Source organism: Rasiella sp. SM2506 (genome assembly GCF_050859505.1).
GTDB lineage: Bacteria > Bacteroidota > Bacteroidia > Flavobacteriales > Flavobacteriaceae > Marinirhabdus.
In genome coordinates, this window is record NZ_CP193934.1 from 1,092,994 (window position 1) to 1,118,590 (window position 25,597).

Below are 25,597 nucleotides of genomic sequence, written 5' to 3' on the forward strand. Positions count from 1 at the left end.
TTTATTTGGGAATGAGCGCCCTTAAGTCGTCCAATGTATTTGCCTCTTCCATGGGTTTGTCTTTTCGCCAGCGTATAATCCGTGGAAAACGAGTGGCGATACCGCTTTTATGACGGCTGCTTTCGGCTATACCTTCAAAAGCAATTTCAAAAACGTGATGGGGTGTGACACTGCGTACAGGGCCAAAACGTTCTAAGGTATTTTTTTTTATCCATGCATCCACTTGTCTAAATTCTGCATCTGTCAGGCCTGAGTATGCCTTAGCGAAAGTCACTAATTCTCCTTTATCCCACAGGCCGAAAGTATAATCGGTATACAAATTGGCGCGTCTTCCGTGGCCGCGCATAGCGTAGGTGAGTACACCGTCGATTGTAAAAGGATCTGTTTTCCATTTCCACCAGTCGCCTTTTTTTCGACCTACTAAATACGGCGAATCTCTTCTTTTCAGCATTAAACCTTCGCTTCGTTTTTCTCGGGAAATTGCGCGTTCTTTTGCGGCAGCTTCCCAACTTTTAAAATGCATCGTTTCACTTAGGTACAATCCAATTTCCTCGCACTCACATTCTGAAATAAGTTGATCCAGAATTTTTCTTCTTTCTGAAAAAGGTCTTTGCCTAATATCCATTCCTTCCCATTCTAATAAATCGTAAGCATTTAAAATAACGGGTGTTTTTTCGAGCAACGCTTTGGAAATATTTTTTCTGCCGATTCGTGTTTGCAGGTCATTAAAATTGCCAATTTGATCATTTCCGAAGGGTAAAATCTCCCCGTCCAACACCGTTCCGTTGGGAATTTTTGAAAGAAAACGCTGAAATTCCGGGTATTTGTCCGTCACCAATTCTTCCCCTCGCGACCACACAAAAACCTCGTCGTTTCTAATAATTACTTGGCTCCTAATCCCATCCCATTTATGTTCAAAACTCCAATTGGTAATGTCTCCCAAATCTTCCTGAAACGAATCTTCCACCGCATACGCCAAATAGAATGGATAGGGTTTGCTTAGGAAATCTTCAGGGTTTTCTTCCAGAATTAGTTTTTGATAGGTGGTGTTTTCAGGAGTCCAGTTACCCATTAATTTATAGGCGAGAATATCTTCATCAATTCCTGTAGCTTTTGACAAGGCTCTTGTCATCAGTTTCTGGCTCACCCCAATTCTAAAACCACCAGTTATTATTTTATTAAAAACAAAGCGTTCAAAGTAACTCATCGCCAACCAATTTTCCTGTAGGTAACTTTTTTTTTCATCTTCTGGGAGGGTACGCAAAAGAATGATTTCAGAAATTATTTCTGAAAGCGATTTAGAAATACTGTTATTCTGGGAGTGCGTAGGTAAGATAAGTGCAATGGTCTCCGCCAAATCGCCTACAATATGGTAGCTTTCTTCAAATAACCACAAGGGAACACCACTAATTTCAGTGGCCCAAAGCCTAAGCAATGTAGTGTTTACAGGTCTTTTGGGTCGGCGATGCGAAAGGATGGCGATGGTCCACAATTTATCATTCTCATCTGCAGAAGTAAAATACGATGCAAGGGCAGCAACTTTTTCATTGGTTTTATTTGTGCTGTCTAATTTTTTTATGAGTTTGGCGAATTCTTTCATACAGTTTCCTCTCCTTCTTTTTTAGTGGTTTCGCTACCTTCCTCTTCGTATTGTGTTTTCTCGGTCCTTGCGTCCAGTCCCATTTCTTCTCGTAGGTATCTTGAGAAAATTTCAGTATACCCGTGAGTTGCGATCACTTTTTCGGCTCCTGTTTCTTTTACTGTGTTTAGCAAGCCGTCCCAATCGGCATGGTCGCTTAATACAAATCCTCTATCAATAGCCCGTCTTCTTCTTGCTCCTCTAAAGGTCATCCAGCCACTGGCGCTTGCGGTTACATAAGGGACCATCTTTCGAATCCACGTTCCTCCGTGCGCACTTGGTGGAGCAAGCACTATATTGCCTAACAATTCTTCTTTTTTGGTGTCTCGTGTTATGCGTATGGTTTCGTGAAAATCGTACTGTTCTCTAAGCACTGCGGTCATATTTTCTATGGCTCCGTGCGTATAAATTTTTCCTATGCTGGCATCTAAATGTTTGAGTAACCGTTGTGCTTTTCCAAGGCTATAACCAAAGAGAATGGATGTTTTGTTTTCGGCTCTATTGGCTGCCCACCAATTGTTAATATCGCTAAAAACTTCGGTTTGTGGAGTCCATTTAAAGGCGGGAAGGCCAAAGGTGCATTCAGTAATGAAGGTGTTACATTTTACAAGTTCAAAGGGCTCTGCAATGCCGTCGTTTTCCGTTTTAAAATCCCCGGTGAACACCCATACTTCCCCTTTGTATTCTGCTCGCACTTGGCTTGAAGCAACTATATGCCCTGCAGGGTGTAGACTAAATGTCACGCTATTTATGGTAAAAGTCTCGCCCCATTCTTTGCCAGCAACAGTAATTTCGCCTAAACGATGTTTTATAATCGGGACATTTTTATGGTGGGTTATGTATTGTTTATGTCCCCAACGGCTATGATCTGCGTGACCGTGGGTGATAATGCATTTGTCAACAGGGCGCCAGGCATCTATATAGACGTCTGCTTGTTTACAGTAAATACCGTTCTCATTAAATTGGAGGAGTGGAGTTTTGGGCACAATTTTTCTTTTTTCTTTTCTTCTTTAAAATTACAGATTTTGAAAGGTTTGTATTTCAGAATTAAGAAAAGTTTAATGCCTCATGGTTCTGAAGCTTTGCTAAAAAGATTCTGTCGCTTTCTTCGGAAATTTTTAGGACTTAGATTATATTTGTAGCATAAATTAGAACTATGTCATTTACAGATTTATTTGAGAGTGGAGAACACAAAAGAAACCTGGGTCATTTTGCATCTATTGCAAATATGGCTGCGGTGAATGGAGCCTTAAATGCAGAGGAAGAGAAAATGCTACGCCGTTTTGCCAAGAAGTTGGATATTGATGAGGGTGAATATGAGGCTGTGTTGAAAAATCCAACAAAATATCCCATTAACCCCCCGAATGATGCAGACCGACGATTAGAGCGTATGCACGATTTGTTCGAAATGATTTTTGCAGATCACGAAATTGATGATCACGAGCGCTTCTTAATTGAAAAATATGCTATAGGATTAGGGTATACGGCAGATTTGGCTCAACAACTTATTAAAAGATCAATAGAAATATACAGCGGTGGCTTGGATATGGAAGATTACCGATACCTTTTGAACAAAAAATAATTTTTATACTTCTTAGAATTAAACAAGAGCTTTTCGATACTATCGAAAAGCTCTTGTTGCATGTTACTGCTTTGCATTGTGCATAAATTCTTCAGCTTTGGTCACCATATTTTTGCTTCCACAGAAAAATGGGACACGTTGGTGTAGTGTAGTAGGTTCAATTTCTAAAATACGCTCAAAACCATTGCTGGCACTACCTCCTGCCTGTTCTGCAATATACGCCATAGGATTGCATTCGTATAGCAAGCGTAGTTTACCTTCCGGATCTTTTGACGTATTTGGATAAATATAAATGCCGCCTTTTATCATATTTCTATGGAAGTCTGAAACCAAGGAGCCTATATACCGTGCAGAATAAGGGCGATTTTCTTCCTCTTTCTGGCAGTATTTAATGTAATCTTTTACTCCTTGCGGGAAGTGTATATAATTCCCTTCGTTTACCGAATAGATATTTCCGTCTTCTGGATATTTCATATTTGGATGTGAAAGATAATACGTCCCAATAGCGGGATTAAGGGTAAAACCATTCACACCATGACCTGTAGAATACACAATCATGGTAGAAGTTCCGTACACAATATATCCGGCAGCAACCTGGTTTTTTCCTGGCTGAAGGAAATCGTCTATCGTCACAGGACTCCCTGTTGGGGTAACTCTTCTGTAAATTGAAAAAATGGTTCCCACGGAAACATTTACATCTATATTGGAGGAGCCATCTAGCGGATCCATTAATACAATGTATTTGTTGTCGTTCTTTTTATTACGCCCCGTAATGGTAATAAAATCGTCTTCTTCTTCACTGGCAATACCGCAAACAATCTCACGGTTGGTGAGGGTCTTTATAAAGATTTCATTTGCGTATACGTCTAGCTTTTGCTGGTCTTCTCCCTGTATATTCGTTTCTCCTGCAGCCCCTAAAATATCTACCAAACCAGCTTTGTTTACCTCGTGGTTCACCACTTTTGCAGCCAAACGTATGGAATTGATCAAGCGCGAAAGCTCGCCTGAAGAATATTTGAACTCTTCCTGATTTTCAATAATAAATTCGCCTAAAGTTTGGTTCTGTTTTGCCATGAGTGCCCGTAGTGCTTAGATTTGACGCAAATATCGGGTTTTTTAAGAAATACCACCGATATTTGTGTATCAAAACCAACAAATGAACGTAAACATACGCAAAGCCGAAAAAAAAGATATGCCTCAAGTTTTGAAGCTTATTAAAGAATTAGCCGCTTTTGAGAAAGAACCTGATGCGGTTGAAGTAACCGTAGCAGACTTAGAAAAAGAAGGGTTTGATAACAAACTGTTCAGTTGTTTTGTTGCTGAAACTGAAACTGAAATAGTGGGAATGGCTTTGGTGTATTTTCGCTTCTCTACCTGGAAAGGGCGTAATGTCCATTTGGAAGATTTGGTGGTGAGCGAAGCATACAGAGGCAAAGGTATTGGCACAAAACTTTACAAAAGAGTCATGCAATTTGCAAAAGAACATCAAGTAAACAGAGCCCAGTGGATTGTATTGAATTGGAATGAGAAAGCTATAAAAATGTATGAAAATTCCGGAGCTACTTTTCACAAAGACTGGTGGGTCGTACTAATGGATTCAGAAGGAATAACTAAAAATAGTGAAGATTGAAAGTATTTAAATTTGGAGGTGCATCGGTTAAAGATGCACAAGGTGTTAAAAATGTAGCTACTGTTTTAAAAAAAACGGGGGAGCAGGATTTGTTGGTGGTAATTTCGGCTATGGGCAAAATGACCAATCAATTAGAAAAAGTGGTAGATGCCTATCTAAGCGAAACGGAATCTGCTACAGCGTCTATTCATGAGTTTACAACCTATCATACCGATATTATGATAGCGCTTTTTGAAAATACGAAACTACCCGTTTTTGAAGAAGTCTCTAAGATTTTTAATAGTCTTTCAACTTTTTTAGAAAATAATAATTCTACAAATCGCCCTTTCGTGTATGACCAAGTGGTAGGTTTTGGAGAGTTGGTTTCTACCAAAATTGTGAGTGCATACCTTTCAAAAATTGGAGTGGAAAACACCTTATTGGACGTTCGTACTTGTATAGCAACGGATAGTAACTATCGGGATGCCAAAGTGGATTGGGAGGCTACACAACAAAAAATTTCAAAGAAAGTTTCAACAAAAGGAATTACCATCACCCAAGGGTTTTTGGGTGCAGAAGGTGCTAATAATTTTACAACAACCTTGGGTCGCGAGGGAAGTGATTATACTGCTGCAATTTTTGCCTACTGCCTCAATGCAGAGGATGTGACCATTTGGAAGGATGTGCCTGGCGTTTTAAATGCAGACCCCAGATATTTTAGCAAAACTACGTTACTGGAACAAATTTCCTATCGTGAAGCTATAGAATTAGCTTTTTACGGCGCTTCGGTAATTCACCCAAAAACATTACAACCCTTACAGAGAAAAGAAATTCCGTTGTACGTAAAATCGTTTCTTAATCCGCTGGATCCCGGGACTTGTGTTGGAAAAGGCGTGACGCTACATCCCATGGTTTCGTGTTTTATTCTTAAGAAAAATCAGGTACTAATTTCACTGTCTTCGTTGGATTTCAACTTTATGATGGAAGATCATATTGGGAACGTATTTAAATGGTTGCACGAATATAAAATGAAAGTAGAACTTATTCAAAATTCGGCAATAAGCTTTTCAGTCTGTATAGATAATAAGTATGACATGCTGGAACCACTGCTTAACAAATTGCGCAGCACCTTTAAAGTAAGATGGAATGAAAACGTAACGCTGTACACCATTCGTCATGCTGAAGCTAAGCAAGTTAAGGCGCTTCTAAAAGATAAAGAACTTTTGTTAAAACAGGAAAGCAGGGGGACTGTGCAATTGGTGGTCAAAGAATAGCGGCGGTTTCGTTATCTTTGTAAACTACAACCACCAAACCACATGGGATTAGTTACTACCAAAGAGATTGCGAAAGCCCTAAAAGTTGATAAACTCGGCTTTTTGGGAACCTTTATGGGGTGGTCTGTGATGAAGGTGCTTAACATATCTACTATAAACAAGGTTTACAATCGCAACAAGCATTTAAGCGGCCTAGAATTTATGAATGGGCTCCTAGATGAGTTTGAAGTAGATTATGAAATTCCTGAAGAAGACTTAAAAAGAATCCCAAAAACAGGCCCATTTATTACTATTTCCAATCATCCGCTGGGTGGGATAGACGGCATTCTATTACTGAAGTTACTTTTGGAACGCCGTCCAGATTATAAAATTATTGCGAATTTTTTACTGCATCGTATAGAGCCATTAAAGCCTTATGTAATGCCTGTGAATCCTTTTGAAGAACACAAAGAGGCGCATAATAGTATGATGGCATTTAAAAGCGCTTTGCAACACTTAAAGGATGGACAGCCCTTGGGCGTATTTCCAGCCGGAGAGGTTTCTACACAGAAGGAGGCACAAATAGTTATTGACAGGACGTGGGAACCTGCCGTAATGAAACTTATAAAAAAAGCAGGCGTCCCGGTAATCCCAATATATTTTCATGGGCGTAACAGTAAATCTTTTTACCGTTGGGCAAAAATGAGCGACACCCTACGCACGGCAAAGCTACCAAGTGAGTTATTGTCTCAAAAAGAACGAACATTAAAGGTGCGTATTGGAAACCCTATTTCACTAGAAGATCAAAACGAACACGAAACCTTAGAATCCTACACGGCTTTTCTTCGGAAGAAAACGTATGTGCTTGCCAATCCATTTCAGAAGAAAAAATTTGTGGATACCCTTCCCAAAACAATTAAACTACCCAAATTACCAAAAAAAATTGTAGGACCCGTTCCAATCGAAGCTATTGAAAAAGAAATACTTGCGCTTCGCAACGAAGAAAAACGTTTGCTGGAGAGTAAAAATTATGAAGTTTTTCTAGCCTCTGCAGACAAAATACCCAACATCCTTTTAGAAATTGGTCGCTTACGTGAAATCACTTTCCGTGAAGTGGGTGAAGGCACCAACAATGCTATTGATATAGATAAGTTTGACAACCATTACCACCATATGTTTTTGTGGGATAACGAAGCGAAAAAATTGGCAGGTGCATATAGAATGGGACTGGGCTCCAAAATTTTTGCAGCGTATGGCATTGACGGATTTTACCTTCAGGATCTCTTCCGCTTTGAGCCAGAACTGCACGATATGATGAGTAAAAGCATTGAGATGGGCCGTGCATTTATTATAAAAGAATACCAACTACGCCCCATGCCGCTTTTTCTTCTTTGGAAAGGCATCGTGCACACCACCTTGCGGTATCCAGAGCATAAATTTTTAATTGGTGGTGTAAGTATTAGCAATCAATTTTCAGAATTCAGTAAGAGTTTGATGATTGAATTTATGAAATCTAATTATTATGATCCGTACATAGCGCAGTATATAAACCCAAAAAAGGAATACAAAGTAAAACTGAAGGATGCCGATAAAGATTTTATTTTTGACGAAAGTGAAGCAGATCTCAACAAGTTCGATAAGCTTATAGACGAAGTAGAACCAGGCGCATTGCGATTACCCGTCCTCATTAAAAAGTATATTAAACAAAACGCAAAAGTAGTAGCGTTTAACGTAGACCCGCTTTTCAACAACGCGGTAGATGGGTTAATGTATATTCGTATTGCAGATTTGCCCGAAAGTACCGTAAAGCCAGTTATGGAAGAATTTCAAGCCGAATTGGAGAAAAGATACAGCAACGGCAACAAGGCTGCAAATGAAGAAGAATAACTATTTTTCTCTAAATAAAAGTTCAGCTAAAACAGTTGCTCCTTTATTATTTAAATGATCCTGATCTCTAAAATAGTAATCTGCCTGTAAAGAATCCTGAAAATTAAGAACGGGGAGGTTGTGATTTTTAAAAACCATATCTGCTTCAAAACTTTTACCTTTCAAAAATGTATTATAAGTGGGACTAACGGGAAACTTCACTCCCACAAGTTCAATGTGGTGTTCTTTGCAAAGTGCTATGATACGTTGTAAAGAAGCTTCTAAAGTAGCCGATTTTTCTTCACCAGTAAAATATACCTTAAAGCGTTTCATGCTTAGCCTAACTTTTTCTGTAGACTCTTTATTTTCCCAGGGAATAAGGGGCTTAGTAGCACGACTTCTCTTTAGGAAGCTAACAAAATAATTCTTAAGAAGGGGAACGTATTTAGTATTAAAATAGACTGTATTTCTTTTTAAATACACATTCGTTACATACCCAAAAATAGTAGGATAATCTTCATAGGTGGTAAAATAAGCAGACAGTGTATTATTGTTGTATGCCTCTCTATCTGGAGAGAGCATGTGGGCATCTACGGTTAAATAAATTGTTTTCGGTTTGCCATTTCGCAAGAGGTATTTTAATTTGCGTTCAAGGTCTATATAAGAGTCGCTTCGGTCCGAAAAATTTTCGACACCATACACCAAAGGAATCGTGTCCAACGATGCGCCGTGAGAATCTGCCAATAAATAAATTTCTTTATGGAGCGAAACACTCGTATAATCACTAATGTAAATAGATTTAACCAGCTGTAGTAAGCCAAAATTTATGACCCACAGTACTATAATAAAAAGCCCTGTTTTAATTAGAAATTTTCTCATACGATGGCTCAAATCTACATATTTAAAAAGTGTTACAGACTAACTATTTTATTCTGAAGGATCTATTTTAATCCATGTTGCTGGTATTTAGAATATAAAACCATTAAGTACTATTCATTACTTTTGTACTTTAGGGTGCTCAATACCAATATTTTATGAAAACAGCCAAAACTATTGATGAGGTTATTTTAATCTTAGAACAAATTATTGTTACCGAAACGAAAGCCAATAGCAATCTTGTCTATTTTCCTGTTCTTTATAAACAAGTTACCCACCGCATAAAAGAAGGAATTGAAAAGAACGAGTTTGAAAATAACAACCGTATGGAAGTGCTGGATGTTATTTTCGCCAACCGTTATATAAAAGCATATTTTCAGCTAAAAAATAATGAAACGCCATCACAGAGTTGGGCCAATGCATTTGCTGAAGCTAACAATGGAAAGTTACTCATCATGCAACATGTGTTGTTGGGAATTAACGCGCATATAAATCTCGATTTGGGTATTGCCGTTGCCGAAACAGTTGGAGAAAACGGTGATATGGCCAATTTTGAAAACGATTTTAACAAAATAAATGAAATTCTAGCCAGTTTGGTAGATGGTGTTCAAGAGCGTATTGGTAGGGTTTCCCCACTTTTTTACTTGTTGGAAAGGTTTGGAAAAGGGAAAGAGGATAAAATTGTGACTTTCAGTATACTTATTGCCCGAGATGGCGCGTGGCTATTTGCCAATCAATATCATTTTTCTCACACAAAAGATCTAGAATTCCAGCGAAGAGATATCGTTATTGGAATGCTCGCCACAAAGCTCACCAAAACAAAAAGTCGTTGGCTGCAGTGGGTGGTTAAAAGTATTAGATGGCTGGAAAATAAAGATGTTCCGGCAGTAGTAATGGTGTTGAATTCTTAAAGACTAGGGAAGATGAAAATCAAAAAAAATGCCAATACCAATACCCAAAAAATAGTTGCCATAAGCGCAGTGAATAGATGAAAAACTTTGAGTTGAGGCTTTAGTAGTGCTAAGGGTATTATAAAGAAAATAGCACCAAAAATTCCGCTAATCCCAATTAAACCAATGGTAGTAAGCAACAGTCCAGAATCTTTTCCTGAAAAAATAAATTTAAGAGCATGGGTGTCTTCGGGGCCTGCTTTTTTTTGAATATGTAAGGCATACAATCCATAAAGCCCGAAAATTAAGGGTATATACCACGTCGTCGCGTAGGTCACTAAATCGGTTTCGGACATATTATTGAAATTGATACCATAGAAATACACAAATATTCCGAAGCCTAGGGCCAAAAATAGAAAGTAGAATAGTTTTTTCATTTTATAGTATCTACTCGTCATCATCATCGTCATATACCATTTCCATTCTATTTTCTTCCATTTGGATCCTGGTGTTAACAAAACTCAATTGATAGGAGGGTGATTTTTTGAATATGCTTTGTACTTCTCCGTGAGGGAGTGCTTGGGTGTTTATAAGCATTTTTTCGAATTTTGCCATTTCGGTCATAAAGTTGCTCCCAAATCCTGATGATAAAATAGCCTGTACTTGCACATCCATAGGTTGCTTGGCTATTTTTATTGCGAATTTATCAAAGAGGATGCAATCTACTTTTGGGTCGTCACAATCCATAATTGCTTTTTTAACAACGGTTAATTGCTGCAACAAAGCTGCTTTGTTTTTACCGTTCTTAGCGTTTGAAGGTCTTTCAGTTTTGATCTCTTTGGCGTCTTTTTTTTCTATTTTTTGACTCGTGCCAATAGCAGGAATAAGTAATAAAGCTAGTATATAAATATATTTTTTCATGGCTATTAATTCTAGGAGTTATTCGTATCTCAAAACTACCTGAAAATGAATTAAATAGTATATATGAAAATGCCTATATATAAAAAATGCGTGAATTCATAGAGGGCTCAAACTAAATCGCATGCCCATTGTTTCAAGAAAGTTGCCAAGATAGTTTAAGTATACATTTCAAAAAGGAAAGCCTTTGAAGGTATTATAGCGATCATTCAGTACAAAGAAAAAAAGAGGTATGTGCTGTGTTAAGGGAATTCTAACCGTGAATAGTTTCGGACTTGCCGTAATTTTTAATAATTTCTCCTTCAAATTCTATGAGTTCTTGCCAGCGTTTGTCAATATCAACATCCTGACCATACTTTCTTGCAAAGCCTAAAAAAGTGGTATAATGGCCAGCTTCACTAATCATTAACTCCCGATAAAATTTGGAAAGTTCTGGGTCTTTAATGCGTTCCGAAAGTAATTTAAAACGCTCGCAACTTCTAGCTTCAATCATAGCCGAAAATAATAATCTATCTACCATGGCCTGTTCTCTGCTTCCTCCGCGATTCATAAATTGATATAACTGGTTTACATAGTGGTCCTTTCGCTCGCGACCTAATTTATAGCCTCGTTTTTTAATAATTTCGTGTACCATTTCGAAATGCTCTAACTCTTCTTGAGCCAGTTTTAAAAGGTCTGTAACCAAATCAACATGTTGGCTGTTTAATGTTATAATAGTAATGGCATTGGTAGCGGCTTTTTGCTCGCACCACGCGTGGTCTGTCAAGATTTCTTCTAAGTTGCTTTCTACAATGGTTACCCATCGTGGATCTGTAGCGAGTTTAAGGTTGAGCATGCTGTAAGGGTTTAGTTTTTTTGCTGGAAGATAGAGCACTACAAAAATAGTAGTAGTAAAATAGTTAGTATTGCTGGTATAGCCTGAATAAAAAATATTTTTTTAGAAACTGAAAAAGCACCATAAATTCCCGCAATAGCTATACAGCTTAAAAAAAATACAGCCACGTTATGTTGCCATTCTAAGTTTTCAATAAAGAAAGTCCAAATAAGTCCAACAGCTAAAAAACCATTATAAAGCCCTTGATTGGCTGCCATAGATTTGGTTTTAGGAAAAAGATCTTTTGGAAATCCCTTAAAAATTTTTGGGCCTTTGGTGGTCCAGGCAAACATTTCAAAATACAGAAAATATAGATGAAGAAAGGCAATAAAACCTATGAGAATTTTTATGGCTATTGGCATATGGTATTATTTTTCTTTTATAAAATTACGACAATAATCCTTAACCTCCTTGCTAGCACTGGTAAAAGCGGCCGATTCCCTATGTTTTAAGCTTTCAAAAATAAAAAAGCCTTCAAATATATATCTGAAAGCTTTTAAATTTTATTAGAATTAATTTATAAGGATACGGAGTTCAGTCCAAGTTTAAACTCTGTACAGGTACCTAAGGTTTCCACTGCATCCGTGTGCTTTCCTGGTAAGGAAGGTTCACATTGAAAAACTAATCTTAAAACCAAGGCTTTTTACCCACTTGATAGGTGTTGTAAAAATCCTCGTCGGTCTTGGTGATGTAAATAATTCCTTCAATTAGCCCAATGATAATAGGAATATACATGGTAAAAGCACCAATTATAATACACATAAGAGGAAAAGACACTAAAAGAATCCCTAATAATATGAGTCCTTCGCGTGTGTAGCCTAATACAAATTTATGGGCGCCAAAACCACCTAAAAAAATACCCAGCAACCCTGCGAGCATTTTTTTATTTTCTATGGGAGGTGTTGGGTTAAAGCTGTTTGTTGTCTCTTGATTTTCCATAAGTAAAGATTAAAACCAGCCTTTTTTACCTACTTGATAGGTTTGGTAGAATTCTTCATCGCTTTTGGTTAGGTAGATAATGCCTTCAATAAGACCAATAATGCTTCCAAACCCGCAAGTAACTACAGTAATTATAATTTGAATTATCCCTTCTTTTGTATAACCAAGGACAAACTTGTGAATTCCTAAGGAACCAATCAGGATCCCGAGAATACCCGCCATCATTTTTTTGTTTTCTTGGCTATGAGTAACCTCATTCCAGCCTTCTTTAAAATCGTTTGCGGCTTTGTTAGCTTCGTTGCCTACGTTTTCTGCAGCATCTTCAAAGTTTTTTTTTGTGCTATCGTGGCCTTCTGTGTTGTTTTCAGACATTTTAGTATGGATTTGGTTGAGCGTTAAATGTATAAATTATTTTTTAACGAGCACGCACTTTTTAGCTAATTTGCTCTAGCACACGTTTATTGGGTGAGTAACGCTTTAATTTCACGAATCGTTTTTTCACTAGTAGTAGCCACAATTCCCTCCTCAAAGAAACTTGCACTGTGCATAGATACGTTGGGGATTTTTGTAAGTGTTTGTACTTTATCGGTTGCTGAACAATGAATCATGTAAAACCCAGCTTGTTTAAATTGCAAACAGTTATTCACATTAATTCCGCCACCAGGCATAACTTGAATGTGCCCATTTGCTTTGTTTTGTAATGCTTTAAGCAATAATATTCCTTCTAGTGCCGAAGATTTTTGACCAGAAGATAAAAGTCTGGGTATATCTAAAGCTATAAGTTGTTCTAATGCTTGTTCAGGGTTTTTAACCCAATCAAAAGCACGGTGAAAAGTAAACTCCATACTGCCCGAAGTCTCATTCAATAGTTTTGTTACTTCAAGATCTATTTCAAGTTCACTAGTTAAAGCACCACTTACAATACCGTCGCATCCAAGTTCTTTACAGGTTTCTATGTCACGAAGCATGATGTCTAGTTCCGCTTCGGTATAAGTAAAATTACCGCTTCTAGGGCGTATCAATACGTGAATAGGAATCGTTAATTCTACCAAGACTTTTTCCAGCAATCCAAAAGAAGGGGTAAGCCCTCCTACCGAAAGTTCGGTACAAAGTTCAATACGATCTGCTCCCGCTTCTTGGGCAGCGAAGGCACTTTCAAAACTATTGGCGCAGATTTCTAGAAGCATTCGATTTTAGATGTACGATTTCAGATTTTTTTGTTTGCTTTTCAAAGTGTCGAAATGACTGCGGGTGTCACCTCGACCTTAGGAGAGGTCACATTTGAGTGAGTGGGATTGAGAATAAATTTCCGAGCTTAGCTTGATGTGTGATTTCTCCTTTCGTGGAAATGACTATCTACTCAAAAGCACTGTCCACGGGTTCCCAAAGTTCAATTCTGTTCCCATCGTTGTCCATGATATACCCAAATTTTCCATATTCAAATTCTTGGATGTCTCCCAGTACTTCAACGCCTTCTTTTTTTAGCACTTTTAATAATGCTGCCAAATTTTCAACCCGATAGTTGAACATAAAATCTTTTTTACTTGGTTCAAAATACTTGGTGTCCTTTGGAAACGGACTCCATTGTGTGGAGCATTTGTTGCCATTTTCGTCTTTCCACCAAAACGTACAGCCCCAATCGTCTGTGTTAAACCCCAAATGTTTTTTATACCAATCTTTGGTAGCTTTTGGGTCTTCGGTTTTAAAAAATAACCCGCCTATTCCTGTCACTCTGTTTTTCATCTGTATACTATATTTGATAAATTGGAAGATGCAATGCCCAAATTACTCCTGTTTGTTTAATTTACAATTTGTTATTGGGCATTTCATACTTATACGTGTTGGTCTATTAAAATTGTATTGCCATCGGGGTCTACTACGACACAGCTAGCAGGGCCTTTTGTGGTCTCATTGGCTTCTGTGATCATGGTCATTCCTGCTGCTTTTAAATGTTTCTGAATTTCTCTTACATCATCAAAACCTTCCACTTTATGTGCATTTTGATCCCAACCTGGATTAAAGGTAATGATGTTTTTATCGAACATTCCTTCAAAAAGACCAACCAGGGAGTCTTCGTTTTTCATAATGAGGTATTTCTTTTCTAAATCGCCAGCAAACTCTGTAAACCCTAGGGATTCATAAAATACTTTCGATTTTTTAATGTCTTTTACAGTAAGGCTTATGGAAAAGGCTCCTAATTTCATAGGTATTGGTTTAGTAGTTATTTTTTCTTGATAGCGGCTTCATATATATTAATCCATTCCTGCGGGGTCATTTTACGGGCTAATTCTTCTATTAAACTATATGGGATATCCTCCATTTTCTTAAACCGAATACAGCTTTTTCCCATATCCAGTTTGTATTTACAATGCTTAGGATATTCTGTTACAAACCAATCTAGCAGTTCTTTCTTAGCATACAGACCACTATGATATACTGCTACAAAATTCTTCTGTGATGCAATGTTTACGAACGGTAACGGATCTTTAGTATTACAATGATAGCCTTCTGGATATATGGAATGTGGCACATAAAAACCAATCATTTTATAGAGAATTCCTTCCTCGAACCCTTTTGGGAGGTGTTCCTGAAAGACGTTACAAAGCCTTTTAACTGGTGCTTGCCTATCTTCTGGTAGTTGAGAGATATAGTGGGCTATGTTATTGGCTTCGTATTGCATTTTTTAAAATTTACGAATTAGGGAAATGTTCTGTTATTTTTTCGGCTATAGTTTGGGCTAGTTTTATGTTACTTTCTACCGTCCAGCCAGCTATGTGTGGCGTGAGAATTACATTAGGCATGGCAATGAGTTTTTTAAATTCTGAAGGCATGTCATCGGAAAAAAGCGACTCGAACGATAGCTTTTCGTATTCCAACACATCGAGTCCTGCTCCTAAGATTTTACCGCTTTCAATAGCCGAAACGACAGCTGCAGTAACAACGTTTTTCCCTCTTGCCGTATTGAGCAACCAAAATGGTTTTTGAAACGCTTCAATAAATTCTGAGTTTACCATGCTATCGGTCAAGGGCGTCCAGGGCGTGTGCAGGCTCACCACATCTGCCATTTCTTGTAAGGTTTTTAGTGCTACTTGCGTTGCATTACGATCCCCAACTTCTTCTTTTATATCGTAACAAAGCACGGTACAATCAAATCCTTTTAATTTTTTTGCAAAGGCTTTGCCCATATTTCCATACCCTATGAGGCCTACCGTTTTTCCGTCTAATTCAATTCCACGATGTGCTTCACGTTGCCAATGACCCGTTTTTACACTTTGGTCTGCAGTATTCAGTTTGTTAAGAAGTGCCAGAAGTAATCCCAAGGTATGCTCGCCAACTGCATTTCTATTTCCTTCGGGCGCGGCGAATAATTTCACACCTTTGTTTTCGGCATACGGGATGTCAATACTTTCGAGACCAGCACCAACTCGGGCAATAAATTTTAGTTTTGTGGCGGCATCTAAAAAGGTCTTGTCAATTTTAAAACGGCTTCGGATTACAATGCCCTCGTATTTTGAAATGATTTTTTCAATTTCCTGTTTGGAAGCCGTGTAGTTTTCATAATTAGAAAACCCTGCTTGTTCCAATTGGTCAAGGAGTAACGGGTGGTTTTGATCTAGGTGCAAAATTTTCATATCTTAAAAGTAGAAAAACGAAAATTGAAAAACGAAAAAACTTGAAGTTTTTATAAGTTTGGACAACTCATTACAACTGCCAGCTAGATTTTGGGATAGGAGGTTTGTGTTTTTTCGTGCTTAATTTCGCCCGTATGCTTAGTAGATAACTTTTCGAAGAGTAAGACGTGTACTTCCTCATCTCCTTGTGATTTTGGACAATGCTCTACGCCTTTTGGGACCACGATGATTTCACCTTCTTTTAGTATTTCAATGGTATCTCTAAAATGCATTTCCAAGGTTCCTTTCTGAACAAAAAACAATTCGTCTTCATCCTCGTGTTTGTGCCAAACAAATTCGCCTTGTATCTTGGCTAGGATCACTTGCATGTCATCTACTACAGCAATTTGGTGAGGATGCCATTGCTTGCTAAATTTGCTGAACTTTTCTTGGATGTTTATTGGTTTCATAGGATAAAATTAAAGGCGAAATAGAAATGGAATTGTTTACAGAAACAAAGCACGAATTTCTTCGGTAATTCTGGCAGGGCGTTGACTTTCTAGCTCTACATAACACCACACTGTTTTGGCGTTTACCAGTACTTTGTTGTCACTAATTCTAGTAATTTTATAGCTACGTTCGCTTTTTACACCTTCGGCTAAGGTAACCCAGGTTTCCACGCGTAGTTCTTCTCCTTCAAAAGAAGGGTTTTTATAAGAAATGGTATGCTCCAATACCACCCAAAAATGACTTTCTTGAAACTGTTTTGGCGCTGTGGAAAGCCAGTGCTTTTCAGCTACATCAATACACCATTTTAAATAGGTAATGTTATTTACGTGGGAGTTTTCATCTATAGCAGAAGCTGGAACCGTTATGTTTTCTGAGAATATTTTCAAAATCCGAGAATCACTTTAGCAATATAGAAGAATAAGAAAATTCCGAAGATATCATTACTGGTAGTAATAAAAGGCCCCGTTGCAATTGCGGGATCGATACCTCGCTTGTCTAAAATAATTGGGACAAACGTGCCTACCAAAGCAGCAACGATTATAACCGAAAGCATGGAAACGGCAATCGTGATGCCAACCAGTTGATCCAGTCCAGCCACATAGCCATAAACAATTACTAAAAATCCCAATGCCGTACCATTGATAAGTGCTAGCCCAACTTCTTTCACCAATCTGTTAAATAAACTTCCCTTCACATTATCGTTTGCAAGACCTTGTACTATAATTGCACTGGATTGTACTCCTACATTTCCTGCCATAGCAGCGATGAGCGGTGTAAAGAAAAATAAAATGGGAAATGAGTTGAGTGCTTCTTCGAAACCCTGCATAATATAAACACTACCCAGGCCTCCAAAAAGGCCTAATACCAACCAAGGCAGGCGTGCGCGGGTTAATTGCCAAATACTATCATCTGCCTCCACATCTTGTGAGATACCAGCGGCCATTTGGTAATCTTTTTCGGCTTCGTCTTTAATGAAATCTACAATATCGTCAATGGTAATTCTACCTACCAAAACCCCTTCTTCATCGACCACAGGAATAGCTTCCAGATCATATTTTTGCATGATTCTGGCTACCTCTTCATTCTCGGTGTGGACGGTTACATAGTCTACTTTTGGAATAAATACTTCTGAAATTTTAGTTTTTTCGGTTGCTGTTAAGAGATCTTTAAGCGAGAGTCTTCCTGTTAATTTCCCTTCTTTGTTGGTAACATAAATAGAATGTACCCGGGTTACGTTTTCGGCTTGGCGACGCATTTCCCGCACACAACCGGCTACTGTCCAGGTTTCTTTTACCTGCACCAATTCCTTTGCCATTAAAGCACCAGCAGTATCCTCGTCATACCGAAGCAAGTCCACAATATCTGCAGCAAGCTCCTGGTTTTCAATTTGCTTAATTACTTCTTTCTGAACTTGCTCGTCTAATTCTGCCACCACATCGGCTGCATCATCAGAATCCATTTCTGCTAATTCTCCTGCAATTTCGGTGGGAGAAAGGCGATCCAGAATTTTTTCCCGAACGTCATCGTCCAGTTCCATGAGCGCTTCCGAAGTAAGATCGCTCTCCAGTAATTTTATAAGATAGGTTGCTTCATCGCTGTTTAATTCTTCTAAAATTTCAGCAATATCGGCATAGTGAAGTTCTTGCAGGAGTTCGCGTAGCTTGTTACCGTCTTTAACGTTAATAAGCTGCTCAACTATCTGTAAAAAATCAGTCGTTAGTTGAAACTGCATCGTTGGCTATCTTTTGGGTGAGCGAAATAAATTGAGCAACACTAAGCTGTTCTGGTCGTTGCCCAAAGATACTATCTTCTTTCAGTTTATCGGAAAGATTAAAAGATTTTAAACTATTACGAAGCGTTTTCCTGCGTTGCTGAAATCCTGTTTTTACCACTTTAAAAAGCAACTTTTCGTCACAAGCAAGATCGTAATTTTCTTTTCTGGTTAGCCGAAGCACACCACTATCTACTTTAGGTGGCGGATTAAAAACTTCTGGTTTTACGGTAAAAAGATATTCGGCATCAAAAAAAGCCTGGGTCAATACTGAGAGAATTCCATAGGTTTTGTTTCCTTCCTTGGCGCAAATACGCTGGGCAACTTCTTTTTGAAACATTCCTGAAAATTCGGGCACTTGGTCCCGGTTCTCTATAGCTTTAAATACAATTTGTGTAGAAATGTTGTAAGGAAAATTTCCTATGATGGCATACTGCTCATCGCCAAAAATTTCGGTGCAATCGCTTTTTAAAAAATCGGCTTCTAAAATTTGAAGGTTCTCATTGGGATAGGTGTCAATAAGATAGGTAATAGATTCGCTGTCCAAATCCATGGCGACTACTTCAATAGGTTTTTCGATTAAGTATTTGGTAAGCACACCCATTCCTGGACCAATCTCCAGCACATTTTTATACCCTTGAAAGGATAGCGTGTTCGCAATTTGTTCCGCTATAGTTTCGTCTTCGAGAAAGTGTTGTCCTAAGTATTTTTTGGGTCTAATTGACATTATGATTCAAATTTTACAGCATATTCATCAATCACTTCCAGCTCGGTACGGAAGGCGAGCACCTTATCGGCAAACAGCTTTAAACTGTCTGCTCTTAATCGTTCCGCATCATTTTTATAATAATTTTCCAAAGCTTCCCGTGATTTTGCTCTGTATTGAATAGAATAGGTAGTGCCACCCATATCTTCTTCTACCAAAACTTTAGTGAGTTTGGCTTCGTTAAAATGGCCTGTTGCTAGCACCTGTGGGATGTGTTCTTTAATCCAAGCCAACCATTTGTCGTGTATGCTTGCATCAATATTTGCGGTTACGTTGTATATAATCATAAGCGTTATGTGAAAATTTAATTTTCAAGTATGATGTTTTCTGGGATTAAAATCACTCTATAGCATCCCCGCGAAGCATCCTGAAACGTTTTCGGGCTTCTATAAAGTAAATACTATCGGCAAAATTATAGATAATTTGTTCGTAGTACTCTTTGGCCTTTTCAGGGAATGCAAGTTTATTTTCGTACAATTTGGCGAGATGATAATACGCATCATCTGCCAGGATATCTTCTTTGTAAAATTCTATTAATTTCAGGTAATTGGCTTCGGCCTTATCGTAAGCGCCTATTTTTTCATAGATCTTACCTTGTTTTAGCAGCACTTCATCTTCAATTTTTTCGCCCTTGTGGTTTTCTAATATTTCAGACAACGTAACAATAGCTTGTTGGTTTTTATTCTGAAGTGCTAGTAATTCGGCTTTTGCAAATTTCTTTAAAGCTGTTTGTGTGGAGTCTTCCATAGAGTTGTCACGAATCATCAAACTTAGCTGCATGGCATCATTTGCAATAAGTTGTGAAGCCGATTTCTTTAAAACGTCCAATTGAACTTGCGACCATTCAAAATCTCCTTTATAATAACTCGTTTGTGCTACTTTAAAACGTGCTTCTTGCGCCAAAACATCGTTTTTTACTTTTTTCTGAATTTGAGAATAATAAATCAGGGCCTGATTAAATTGCTCACTAAACACCAAAATATCTGCCAATTCCATTTTTACTCGTGCTTCTTGGTAACTCGTCATGTTTGATTTGGACAATGTCTTCAAATTTGAAATGGCCTCATCATTCTTGCTCATATTAAAAGCTAAAAAATGATTGTAATCTATTTGAAGCATATAGCTTTGCGTGTCCCTTCCGTAAGTGTCTAGCAAGGTTTCAAATTCCTGTGCGACTGCGGGATATTCTTTTTCGGTTGCCGTTTTCAACTTAATTTTCATTAGGTATTGATAGTTGCGCAACTTCTCTTCTGGCGTGGCACTATTTTCTATGGCATAGTTGAAGGCATTTTCGGCATTTTCGTAATCGGTATCGTTTAAGGCGATAAAACCAAGATCTACGATACCAGACAAGTCATCGCCTTTTCGCTTATAGATTGCCTTTTCCTGAATAAAAGCTTTTTTGTATTCCTTTTGCTGAATAAAAAGCCAGCTCAACAATTCATTATAGAGTACATCAGGATTTTCCTGAAGGCGTTTCAGTAAGGTTTTCCGAAGGACAGCATTTGCTTCGTTATTGGAATCTTCGGTAACATATGTGCTAAAATTACGCTGTGCGATACTTCTATAGGATGGGTTGGTTTGTATGAGATTTAAATAGGTTTCAAACATTTTTTCCAGCGCTCCCTGTTCCCCATAAATACGGGCTAATTGCGGATTGAAATTGAGGTTGGAATCCATTCCCATAGCAATTTCGTAGGTGGTTGCGGCTTCTTCTAGCAGGCTGTATCCTTCAAAAGATCTCCCTATGTAGTAAGCATAATTTGGATTTTCGTTTAAAAACTGAATAGCGTCGGAATTGGCACGCGTAGCAAGTGAATCCTTATTTTGCAACGCATAATTGTGTCCTAGATCTACATATAATTGTGGGAGTCTTCGTCTTGGATCTAGTTGTTGTCTCAAGAGCTGTTCGGCCTCATCAAACTGTTCTAGTTGTTGGTGTATCTCTACTGTAGACAAAATATAATCTAACCTATTTGGATTCGCCTTTACCAGTTTTTGATAGATCGAAAGCGCTTTTTCGTATTCACCCTGTTCAAAGTAATTTTTGGCCAAGGCCTCACTCTGAGCAAAGCTGTTTACTGAAAAACAAAGGAGTACGATGAATAGTAAAATACGCATAGGGTAAAGATACAGTTTCTGAAATACGATTTACGAATTACAAATGATTGATTTGAGAAGGTACAATTATTACGCCAAACAGCGTGTAATCTATTAGGTAAAGAAGAAATCCTTGATACCAGCTAAGATACTTTGTACTGCGTAGGAAGCTAGAATAAGCCCCATTACCTTACTAATTACCGTGATACCATAGGCACCAATTTTTCTTTGCACCACATTGGCAGTTAAAAGCAACAAACCTGTAATAATTACAACCACTAATACCAGCACAGTAGTTGTGGCTTGCTGTTGTATGGAGTAAATATGATTATCTGTCATTAACACTACCGCCATAATTGCTCCAGGTGAAGCTATAGACGGTATGGCAACAGGAAAAATGGTAACGTGTTTATAGTCTGTTATTAGATGTTTTTCCATTTCGGGCTTGCCGTCTCCAAAAATCATGGTGAGTGCGAATAAAAACAGAATCACACCTCCGGAAATTTGGAATGCATCTAACGAAACTTCCATTCCTTCAAGGATAAGCTGTCCAATTACAATAAAGAATAATAAAATGAAAAAAGCCACTATACTTGCTCGGATAGCAATTTTCTTTTTGTGTTTTTCGTCAAAATCTTTTGTAGCTTCAAGATACACAGGAACAGAACCCAATGGGTCTATTACTGCGATTAGAAATAATATGGTAGCTAAAATTTCTGACATACTATTGTATCATATCAAATCCGCAATACGGAATTAATACTTCTGGAATTTTAATTCCATGTTCCGTTTGATAGTTTTCCAGAATTCCAGCTAAAACGCGTGGTAATGCCAGAGCACTTCCGTTTAAGGTATGCACGAGTCTGTTTTTACCGTCTTCGTCTTTAAAGCGAAGTTTTAATCTGTTAGCTTGAAAAGTTTCGAAGTTAGATACTGAAGAAATCTCCAGCCATCTGTCCTGTGCTGTGCTAAACACTTCAAAATCGTACGTTAAAGCGGCTGTAAAACCTAAATCCCCACCACATAAGCGTAAAATTCGGTACGGTAATTTTAAATCGCGCAAAATACTTTTTACGTGTTCTACCATTCCGTCCAATGCGTTATAGCTAGTATCGGGATGTTCTATACGAACTATTTCAACTTTATCAAACTGGTGCAATCTATTTAATCCACGAACGTGCGCGCCGTAACTTCCTGCCTCACGACGAAAACACGGGGTGTATCCGGTACAGGTAATTGGCAAGTTGGTATGTGGCACTAAATCACCTCTAAATAAATTGGTTATAGGTACTTCTGCGGTTGGGATAAGGTAGAGGTCATCTTCAGTTGCGTGATACATTTGCCCTTCTTTATCTGGCAATTGTCCTGTGCCACGAGCAGATTCCTCATTCACTAAATGGGGTACTTGATATTCTGTATAACCGGCTTCAGTATTTTTGTCGAGAAAATAACTGATTAAGGCACGTTGTAATCTTGCACCTTTTCCTTTGTACACAGGGAAACCTGCGCCCGTTACTTTTACGCCTAATTCAAAATCTATAAGGTCGTATTTTTTGGCCAGTTCCCAATGCGGTAAGGCTCCGTTGTTTAGCTTTGGGATGTCACCTTCAGCAAAAACTTCTTCATTGTCTTTTTCATCGGTTCCTGCCGGGACTAGGTCGTTTGGGATGTTTGGAATGGTGTACAACAAGCTCTCTAAGGTTTCAACAGCAGAATTCAATTCTTCTTGAAACTTTTTAGAGGCCTCTTTTAACTGGCTTGTTTTCTCTTTCAGAATAGTTGCTTTCTGCGTTTCCCCATTCTGAAAAAGCTTCCCAATTTCCTTAGAAAATGTGTTACTCTGCGCCAAGGTATCGTCCAGCTTGGTTTGGGCAGCACGACGATTTTCATCTGCTTCCAAAATGGCATGAATGTCTGCTGAAGCATCTAATCCACGTTTTTTTAAGGCGTTGATGTAGGCATCTTTATGAGCGCGTATTTCGTGTACTTGTAACATTTTCTGTGAGAATTTTGAAGTTGTAAAGTTAGATATTTTGATTAATTTACACTAGAAATCCTTTTATTAGAATATGTCATACAAAAAGAAGGCCCCAAAGCAAAAATCTATGCAAAATAAACCTGTTGATAACAATGTAGAGTCTGAGCCAGAATTAGAGAAAGTAATGTTTGCATATATCGGAACAGCAACACGGCTAGGTGTTGGCGGGACTAAAACAACAGAGGAAGATTTTTATAAAGTAAAAAGTGACGGTTCATATAATACTTACCGTAGTAAATGGAAGTATTACGATGCATATGAATTACAACCTTTAACTAGGACAAAAAAGTTTTTAAATAAATACGTATTATACTTTTTATTGCTTATTTCTATATTATCAATATTATTTCATAATGTAGTATTTAATGAAATCCCTGAGTTTTTTTCTAAAGGTTATGAGATTGGTAGTGTTATTTCTAAAATAGGTTTAGCATATGTGGCTAGTTTTATATTTTATTTAATAGTTGTAGTTAAAAAATCTAAACAAAATAGAAAGAACATATTTTCAATTGTTTATGGTTTGACAAACACACTTGTTTATTATGGTAATTCAGTTTTTAAATTAATTTTAGAATGCGCAGGGAAAGACGAAATGGAATTCTCATCTCAAGCTATTTCAAGAGTTGAATTTAATAAGATTTGTGAGGTATGTAATGTAAGCATTATTAATGATCAAGGACGTTCATATGGCATAGAAATCGAGCAAAATGGTGTTAATCTAGTAGACACTTACGTTGAGAGAATATTTAATTATATGCCATTTTTAGACGGGGAGTATGTTGTATTGATTAGTAAGATTGAAAACACTAGGTTTTTTAAACATGCAGGTCTTTTAATTTTTGGGCTTAATCCTAATATCAAAAACCTTTCTAATATTATATATGATTATTTAGTTCTCATTGAACAGGTTAATAATTACAATACTAAACAGATATTGAAAGAGCTTAAATAGTTATTCGACTTTCTTGTGATAATCTACAGGTGCGGGCTCTATCCAATCGTGATGTTTAAAAGGATGCCACTCTTGTGCGGCAATATTGACGTCTGGTTTTATAAATTGATGGTATTCGCCACCATTAATTTTCAGTTTAACGTCCATAAAAACTTGTACGTTTCTCCCTTCTTTGGCTTCTGCCTTTTTTATTTCTTTTGCAAGTCGCCATAACAGGTCGGGCTTGCTTTTTACGGAACGTTCCTGTTTGCTGCTTAGTATTTTTCGGAAATTGTAGGATTTCTTTTCTACGCTGCCTTCTTCTTGGGTATACACAATTAATCTAGCGCCTTTGCTACGTAGCATCATGCGCCAGCTTAAGCGATGTCCTTCTTCGGTCCAGAGCACATCGTCTTGGAATGCCCAATGTCGGAGGGGTAGTCCAATTTGAAAGATGAAATACAACGAAAAAACACCTATTAGCAGCGGTTTGTAGCTGGGAATTTTTACTTCGCCCAAGGTATACAATGGTTTCTTCGGAAGAAAACGTTTCTGTAATGTTTCCGAAGAGAAAAAGAACAGTGCAAAAGCAATACTCATATATGGGAAAATTCCAATCTGGAAGACTATAGAATTAAACAAATGAAAGAATACCGAAATGGCAAAACCAAGGAAGCGTGTGCGTTTCCAAAGTAATAAGGGGATTATTAACAAATCGAACAAGATACCCACATACGCAATACACCAATGTACCCAGTCCAATTGTAATAGGGGGCCAATCAACCAATAATCGCTCTTTCCTTTCATAAACAAAGCTGTGGTGGTGCCATTGAGCCAGTCTGGATACCATTTAGCTACCGAAGCGAAGGTGTAGACAATCCACACTTGAAAGATCACGACCAGATAGGTCCATCGTGGAGCGGAGGGGGATTTAATCTCAGGAGTTAATTTTGCATCTACTGAAAACCAGCGGTGTGTGGGTAAAAAAACCATCATCCAACACAGTAACATCATTAAATAATAATGGTTGTTGTAGGATGTTTTTTGCATTAAATAGACACAGGTCCACATAAGCGCATAACACGCCATACTGAAACGGTATTTATAGCCTACCATTACCAAAAGGCCAAAAATGCCCATCAAAATAAAGTAGTAGTACATTAAACCGCCAGGAAGTGGTTGCAGGAAATCAAACCCAATAAAATTAAAAGTAAACTCCGGTTCTATAAGTGTTCTGCGAAGCCATCCTGTTGCAATAGCACCAAAGGCTTCGGTAGCGATTAACGCACCAAAAACAACGCGCCAAAGCACGAGTCCTGTGTTGTCTATATGTTTGAATAGGAATTTATTCATTAGGTTTTTTACGATTGATTTCATTTCGGCTTTTCTGAACCTTTACCCCAGCCCTAAAGGGTGGGTTCAGA

Annotated in this window: 30 protein-coding genes; 6 read left to right on the forward strand and 24 right to left on the reverse strand. The window is 37.9% G+C overall.

The annotated features are described in order from the left end of the window. Nucleotide 1: 1 nt before the first annotated feature. The gene (locus tag ACQ2HF_RS05030; protein ID WP_432412432.1) at nt 2-1,600 is read right to left on the reverse strand and encodes an ATP-dependent DNA ligase; all 1,599 of its coding nucleotides are present in this window, start codon (nt 1,598-1,600) and stop codon (nt 2-4) included. Next, nucleotides 1,597-2,625 (reverse strand): ligase-associated DNA damage response exonuclease, encoded by a 1,029-nt coding sequence (locus ACQ2HF_RS05035; protein ID WP_432412433.1) that lies wholly within the window; start codon nt 2,623-2,625, stop codon nt 1,597-1,599. The genes ACQ2HF_RS05030 and ACQ2HF_RS05035 overlap by 4 nt, the downstream gene beginning before the upstream one ends. A 170-nt stretch (nt 2,626-2,795) precedes the next feature. Here ACQ2HF_RS05035 and ACQ2HF_RS05040 point away from each other — a divergent pair, with 170 nt between their 5' ends. Beyond that, the gene (locus ACQ2HF_RS05040; protein WP_432412434.1) at nt 2,796-3,221 is read left to right on the forward strand and encodes a TerB family tellurite resistance protein; all 426 of its coding nucleotides are present in this window, start codon (nt 2,796-2,798) and stop codon (nt 3,219-3,221) included. A 63-nt stretch (nt 3,222-3,284) separates the two neighbouring features. Here ACQ2HF_RS05040 and fbp read toward each other — a convergent pair whose 3' ends face one another. Next, nucleotides 3,285-4,295: a class 1 fructose-bisphosphatase gene (fbp, locus tag ACQ2HF_RS05045; protein WP_432412435.1), complete on the reverse strand. Its 1,011-nt coding sequence runs from the start codon at nt 4,293-4,295 to the stop codon at nt 3,285-3,287. 82 nt (nt 4,296-4,377) lie between these two features. Here fbp and ACQ2HF_RS05050 point away from each other — a divergent pair, with 82 nt between their 5' ends. From ACQ2HF_RS05050 to ACQ2HF_RS05060, 3 genes are read left to right on the forward strand one after another with little or no spacing between them, the layout of a single operon-like run. Beyond that, nucleotides 4,378-4,851 (forward strand): GNAT family N-acetyltransferase, encoded by a 474-nt coding sequence (locus ACQ2HF_RS05050; protein ID WP_432412436.1) that lies wholly within the window; start codon nt 4,378-4,380, stop codon nt 4,849-4,851. Next, a complete protein-coding gene (locus ACQ2HF_RS05055; RefSeq protein WP_432412437.1) occupies nt 4,848-6,104 on the forward strand; it encodes an aspartate kinase in 1,257 nt (418 codons plus the stop codon). The genes ACQ2HF_RS05050 and ACQ2HF_RS05055 overlap by 4 nt, the downstream gene beginning before the upstream one ends. A 42-nt stretch (nt 6,105-6,146) precedes the next feature. Beyond that, nucleotides 6,147-7,970, forward strand: a complete 1,824-nt coding sequence (locus tag ACQ2HF_RS05060; protein WP_432412438.1) for a GNAT family N-acyltransferase — start codon at nt 6,147-6,149, stop codon at nt 7,968-7,970. Here the strand turns inward: ACQ2HF_RS05060 and ACQ2HF_RS05065 are convergent, their stop codons facing one another. Further along, entirely contained in the window at nt 7,971-8,828 is an 858-nt protein-coding gene (locus tag ACQ2HF_RS05065; protein ID WP_432412439.1) for a hypothetical protein, read from the reverse strand. A 155-nt stretch (nt 8,829-8,983) separates the two neighbouring features. On the opposite strand from ACQ2HF_RS05065, the gene ACQ2HF_RS05070 reads away from it, so the two are divergent. Beyond that, entirely contained in the window at nt 8,984-9,736 is a 753-nt protein-coding gene (locus ACQ2HF_RS05070; protein WP_432412440.1) for a DUF5995 family protein, read from the forward strand. Here ACQ2HF_RS05070 and ACQ2HF_RS05075 read toward each other — a convergent pair. The 19 genes from ACQ2HF_RS05075 to serS form a co-directional block, all read right to left on the reverse strand. Further along, nucleotides 9,733-10,152 (reverse strand): hypothetical protein, encoded by a 420-nt coding sequence (locus tag ACQ2HF_RS05075; RefSeq protein ID WP_432412441.1) that lies wholly within the window; start codon nt 10,150-10,152, stop codon nt 9,733-9,735. The two genes, ACQ2HF_RS05070 and ACQ2HF_RS05075, sit on opposite strands and share 4 nt — an antisense overlap. Before the next feature lie 10 nt (nt 10,153-10,162). Then, nucleotides 10,163-10,636 carry a hypothetical protein gene (locus ACQ2HF_RS05080; RefSeq protein WP_432412442.1) on the reverse strand — a complete coding sequence of 158 codons (474 nt, stop codon included), beginning with the start codon at nt 10,634-10,636 and terminating at the stop codon, nt 10,163-10,165. A gap of 250 nt (nt 10,637-10,886) precedes the next feature. Continuing rightward, nucleotides 10,887-11,468, reverse strand: a complete 582-nt coding sequence (locus ACQ2HF_RS05085) for a tRNA-(ms[2]io[6]A)-hydroxylase (protein WP_432412443.1) — start codon at nt 11,466-11,468, stop codon at nt 10,887-10,889. Between the two features lie 38 nt (nt 11,469-11,506). Then, nucleotides 11,507-11,869 (reverse strand): DUF1304 domain-containing protein, encoded by a 363-nt coding sequence (locus tag ACQ2HF_RS05090; RefSeq protein WP_432412444.1) that lies wholly within the window; start codon nt 11,867-11,869, stop codon nt 11,507-11,509. Between the two features lie 265 nt (nt 11,870-12,134). Then, entirely contained in the window at nt 12,135-12,446 is a 312-nt protein-coding gene (locus ACQ2HF_RS05095) for a TM2 domain-containing protein (protein WP_432412445.1), read from the reverse strand. Nucleotides 12,447-12,455: 9 nt separating this feature from the next. Further along, nucleotides 12,456-12,818, reverse strand: coding sequence for a TM2 domain-containing protein (locus tag ACQ2HF_RS05100; RefSeq protein WP_432412446.1), 363 nt, complete (start codon nt 12,816-12,818; stop codon nt 12,456-12,458). A gap of 86 nt (nt 12,819-12,904) precedes the next feature. Then, nucleotides 12,905-13,633 (reverse strand): copper homeostasis protein CutC, encoded by a 729-nt coding sequence (locus tag ACQ2HF_RS05105; RefSeq protein WP_432412447.1) that lies wholly within the window; start codon nt 13,631-13,633, stop codon nt 12,905-12,907. A 169-nt stretch (nt 13,634-13,802) separates the two neighbouring features. Continuing rightward, a complete protein-coding gene (locus ACQ2HF_RS05110; protein ID WP_432412448.1) occupies nt 13,803-14,189 on the reverse strand; it encodes a VOC family protein in 387 nt (128 codons plus the stop codon). Between the two features lie 89 nt (nt 14,190-14,278). Next, entirely contained in the window at nt 14,279-14,650 is a 372-nt protein-coding gene (locus ACQ2HF_RS05115) for a VOC family protein (protein WP_432412449.1), read from the reverse strand. Nucleotides 14,651-14,667: 17 nt separating this feature from the next. Continuing rightward, on the reverse strand, nt 14,668-15,126 hold the full coding sequence (locus ACQ2HF_RS05120) for a DUF1801 domain-containing protein (RefSeq protein WP_432412450.1): 459 nt from the start codon (nt 15,124-15,126) through the stop codon (nt 14,668-14,670). A gap of 10 nt (nt 15,127-15,136) precedes the next feature. Further along, nucleotides 15,137-16,078, reverse strand: a complete 942-nt coding sequence (locus ACQ2HF_RS05125; protein WP_432412451.1) for a 2-hydroxyacid dehydrogenase — start codon at nt 16,076-16,078, stop codon at nt 15,137-15,139. Nucleotides 16,079-16,161: 83 nt separating this feature from the next. After that, nucleotides 16,162-16,527: a cupin domain-containing protein gene (locus ACQ2HF_RS05130; protein WP_432412452.1), complete on the reverse strand. Its 366-nt coding sequence runs from the start codon at nt 16,525-16,527 to the stop codon at nt 16,162-16,164. 36 nt (nt 16,528-16,563) lie between these two features. Further along, nucleotides 16,564-16,953, reverse strand: a complete 390-nt coding sequence (locus tag ACQ2HF_RS05135) for an acyl-CoA thioesterase (protein ID WP_432412453.1) — start codon at nt 16,951-16,953, stop codon at nt 16,564-16,566. Beyond that, nucleotides 16,950-18,299 (reverse strand): magnesium transporter, encoded by a 1,350-nt coding sequence (gene mgtE, locus ACQ2HF_RS05140; RefSeq protein WP_432412454.1) that lies wholly within the window; start codon nt 18,297-18,299, stop codon nt 16,950-16,952. The genes ACQ2HF_RS05135 and mgtE overlap by 4 nt, the downstream gene beginning before the upstream one ends. Next, on the reverse strand, nt 18,277-19,065 hold the full coding sequence (gene rsmA, locus ACQ2HF_RS05145; RefSeq protein ID WP_432412455.1) for a 16S rRNA (adenine(1518)-N(6)/adenine(1519)-N(6))-dimethyltransferase RsmA: 789 nt from the start codon (nt 19,063-19,065) through the stop codon (nt 18,277-18,279). Before rsmA ends, mgtE begins: the two co-directional genes overlap by 23 nt. Beyond that, on the reverse strand, nt 19,065-19,391 hold the full coding sequence (locus ACQ2HF_RS05150) for a DUF4286 family protein (protein WP_432412456.1): 327 nt from the start codon (nt 19,389-19,391) through the stop codon (nt 19,065-19,067). The genes rsmA and ACQ2HF_RS05150 overlap by 1 nt, the downstream gene beginning before the upstream one ends. 52 nt (nt 19,392-19,443) lie before the next feature. Beyond that, nucleotides 19,444-21,225 carry a tetratricopeptide repeat protein gene (locus tag ACQ2HF_RS05155; RefSeq protein ID WP_432412457.1) on the reverse strand — a complete coding sequence of 594 codons (1,782 nt, stop codon included), beginning with the start codon at nt 21,223-21,225 and terminating at the stop codon, nt 19,444-19,446. Nucleotides 21,226-21,318: 93 nt separating this feature from the next. Further along, a complete protein-coding gene (locus ACQ2HF_RS05160; protein ID WP_432412458.1) occupies nt 21,319-21,927 on the reverse strand; it encodes a MarC family protein in 609 nt (202 codons plus the stop codon). A gap of 1 nt (nt 21,928) precedes the next feature. Beyond that, nucleotides 21,929-23,200 (reverse strand): serine--tRNA ligase, encoded by a 1,272-nt coding sequence (serS, locus tag ACQ2HF_RS05165; RefSeq protein WP_432412459.1) that lies wholly within the window; start codon nt 23,198-23,200, stop codon nt 21,929-21,931. Between the two features lie 109 nt (nt 23,201-23,309). Here serS and ACQ2HF_RS05170 point away from each other — a divergent pair, with 109 nt between their 5' ends. Continuing rightward, complete coding sequence (locus tag ACQ2HF_RS05170) at nt 23,310-24,194, forward strand: hypothetical protein (protein ID WP_432412460.1); 885 nt, start codon at nt 23,310-23,312, stop codon at nt 24,192-24,194. Here ACQ2HF_RS05170 and ACQ2HF_RS05175 read toward each other — a convergent pair whose 3' ends face one another. After that, complete coding sequence (locus ACQ2HF_RS05175; RefSeq protein ID WP_432412461.1) at nt 24,195-25,526, reverse strand: HTTM domain-containing protein; 1,332 nt, start codon at nt 25,524-25,526, stop codon at nt 24,195-24,197. Nucleotides 25,527-25,597 lie beyond the last annotated feature (71 nt).

Bases quoted from the DNA above. Each gene is read 5' to 3' on its own strand.
- ACQ2HF_RS05030 (WP_432412432.1), bottom strand. From the start codon at position 1,600: ATGAAAGAATTCGCCAAACTCATAAAAAAATTAGACAGCACAAATAAA.
- ACQ2HF_RS05040 (WP_432412434.1), top strand. From the start codon at position 2,796: ATGTCATTTACAGATTTATTTGAGAGTGGAGAACACAAAAGAAACCTG.
- fbp (WP_432412435.1), bottom strand. From the start codon at position 4,295: ATGGCAAAACAGAACCAAACTTTAGGCGAATTTATTATTGAAAATCAG.
- ACQ2HF_RS05050 (WP_432412436.1), top strand. From the start codon at position 4,378: ATGAACGTAAACATACGCAAAGCCGAAAAAAAAGATATGCCTCAAGTT.
- ACQ2HF_RS05060 (WP_432412438.1), top strand. From the start codon at position 6,147: ATGGGATTAGTTACTACCAAAGAGATTGCGAAAGCCCTAAAAGTTGAT.
- ACQ2HF_RS05065 (WP_432412439.1), bottom strand. From the start codon at position 8,828: ATGAGAAAATTTCTAATTAAAACAGGGCTTTTTATTATAGTACTGTGG.
- ACQ2HF_RS05070 (WP_432412440.1), top strand. From the start codon at position 8,984: ATGAAAACAGCCAAAACTATTGATGAGGTTATTTTAATCTTAGAACAA.
- ACQ2HF_RS05075 (WP_432412441.1), bottom strand. From the start codon at position 10,152: ATGAAAAAACTATTCTACTTTCTATTTTTGGCCCTAGGCTTCGGAATA.
- ACQ2HF_RS05080 (WP_432412442.1), bottom strand. From the start codon at position 10,636: ATGAAAAAATATATTTATATACTAGCTTTATTACTTATTCCTGCTATT.
- ACQ2HF_RS05085 (WP_432412443.1), bottom strand. From the start codon at position 11,468: ATGCTCAACCTTAAACTCGCTACAGATCCACGATGGGTAACCATTGTA.
- ACQ2HF_RS05090 (WP_432412444.1), bottom strand. From the start codon at position 11,869: ATGCCAATAGCCATAAAAATTCTCATAGGTTTTATTGCCTTTCTTCAT.
- ACQ2HF_RS05095 (WP_432412445.1), bottom strand. From the start codon at position 12,446: ATGGAAAATCAAGAGACAACAAACAGCTTTAACCCAACACCTCCCATA.
- ACQ2HF_RS05100 (WP_432412446.1), bottom strand. From the start codon at position 12,818: ATGTCTGAAAACAACACAGAAGGCCACGATAGCACAAAAAAAAACTTT.
- ACQ2HF_RS05105 (WP_432412447.1), bottom strand. From the start codon at position 13,633: ATGCTTCTAGAAATCTGCGCCAATAGTTTTGAAAGTGCCTTCGCTGCC.
- ACQ2HF_RS05110 (WP_432412448.1), bottom strand. From the start codon at position 14,189: ATGAAAAACAGAGTGACAGGAATAGGCGGGTTATTTTTTAAAACCGAA.
- ACQ2HF_RS05115 (WP_432412449.1), bottom strand. From the start codon at position 14,650: ATGAAATTAGGAGCCTTTTCCATAAGCCTTACTGTAAAAGACATTAAA.
- ACQ2HF_RS05120 (WP_432412450.1), bottom strand. From the start codon at position 15,126: ATGCAATACGAAGCCAATAACATAGCCCACTATATCTCTCAACTACCA.
- ACQ2HF_RS05125 (WP_432412451.1), bottom strand. From the start codon at position 16,078: ATGAAAATTTTGCACCTAGATCAAAACCACCCGTTACTCCTTGACCAA.
- ACQ2HF_RS05130 (WP_432412452.1), bottom strand. From the start codon at position 16,527: ATGAAACCAATAAACATCCAAGAAAAGTTCAGCAAATTTAGCAAGCAA.
- mgtE (WP_432412454.1), bottom strand. From the start codon at position 18,299: ATGCAGTTTCAACTAACGACTGATTTTTTACAGATAGTTGAGCAGCTT.
- rsmA (WP_432412455.1), bottom strand. From the start codon at position 19,065: ATGTCAATTAGACCCAAAAAATACTTAGGACAACACTTTCTCGAAGAC.
- ACQ2HF_RS05150 (WP_432412456.1), bottom strand. From the start codon at position 19,391: ATGATTATATACAACGTAACCGCAAATATTGATGCAAGCATACACGAC.
- ACQ2HF_RS05155 (WP_432412457.1), bottom strand. From the start codon at position 21,225: ATGCGTATTTTACTATTCATCGTACTCCTTTGTTTTTCAGTAAACAGC.
- ACQ2HF_RS05160 (WP_432412458.1), bottom strand. From the start codon at position 21,927: ATGTCAGAAATTTTAGCTACCATATTATTTCTAATCGCAGTAATAGAC.
- serS (WP_432412459.1), bottom strand. From the start codon at position 23,200: ATGTTACAAGTACACGAAATACGCGCTCATAAAGATGCCTACATCAAC.
- ACQ2HF_RS05170 (WP_432412460.1), top strand. From the start codon at position 23,310: ATGCAAAATAAACCTGTTGATAACAATGTAGAGTCTGAGCCAGAATTA.
- ACQ2HF_RS05175 (WP_432412461.1), bottom strand. From the start codon at position 25,526: ATGAATAAATTCCTATTCAAACATATAGACAACACAGGACTCGTGCTT.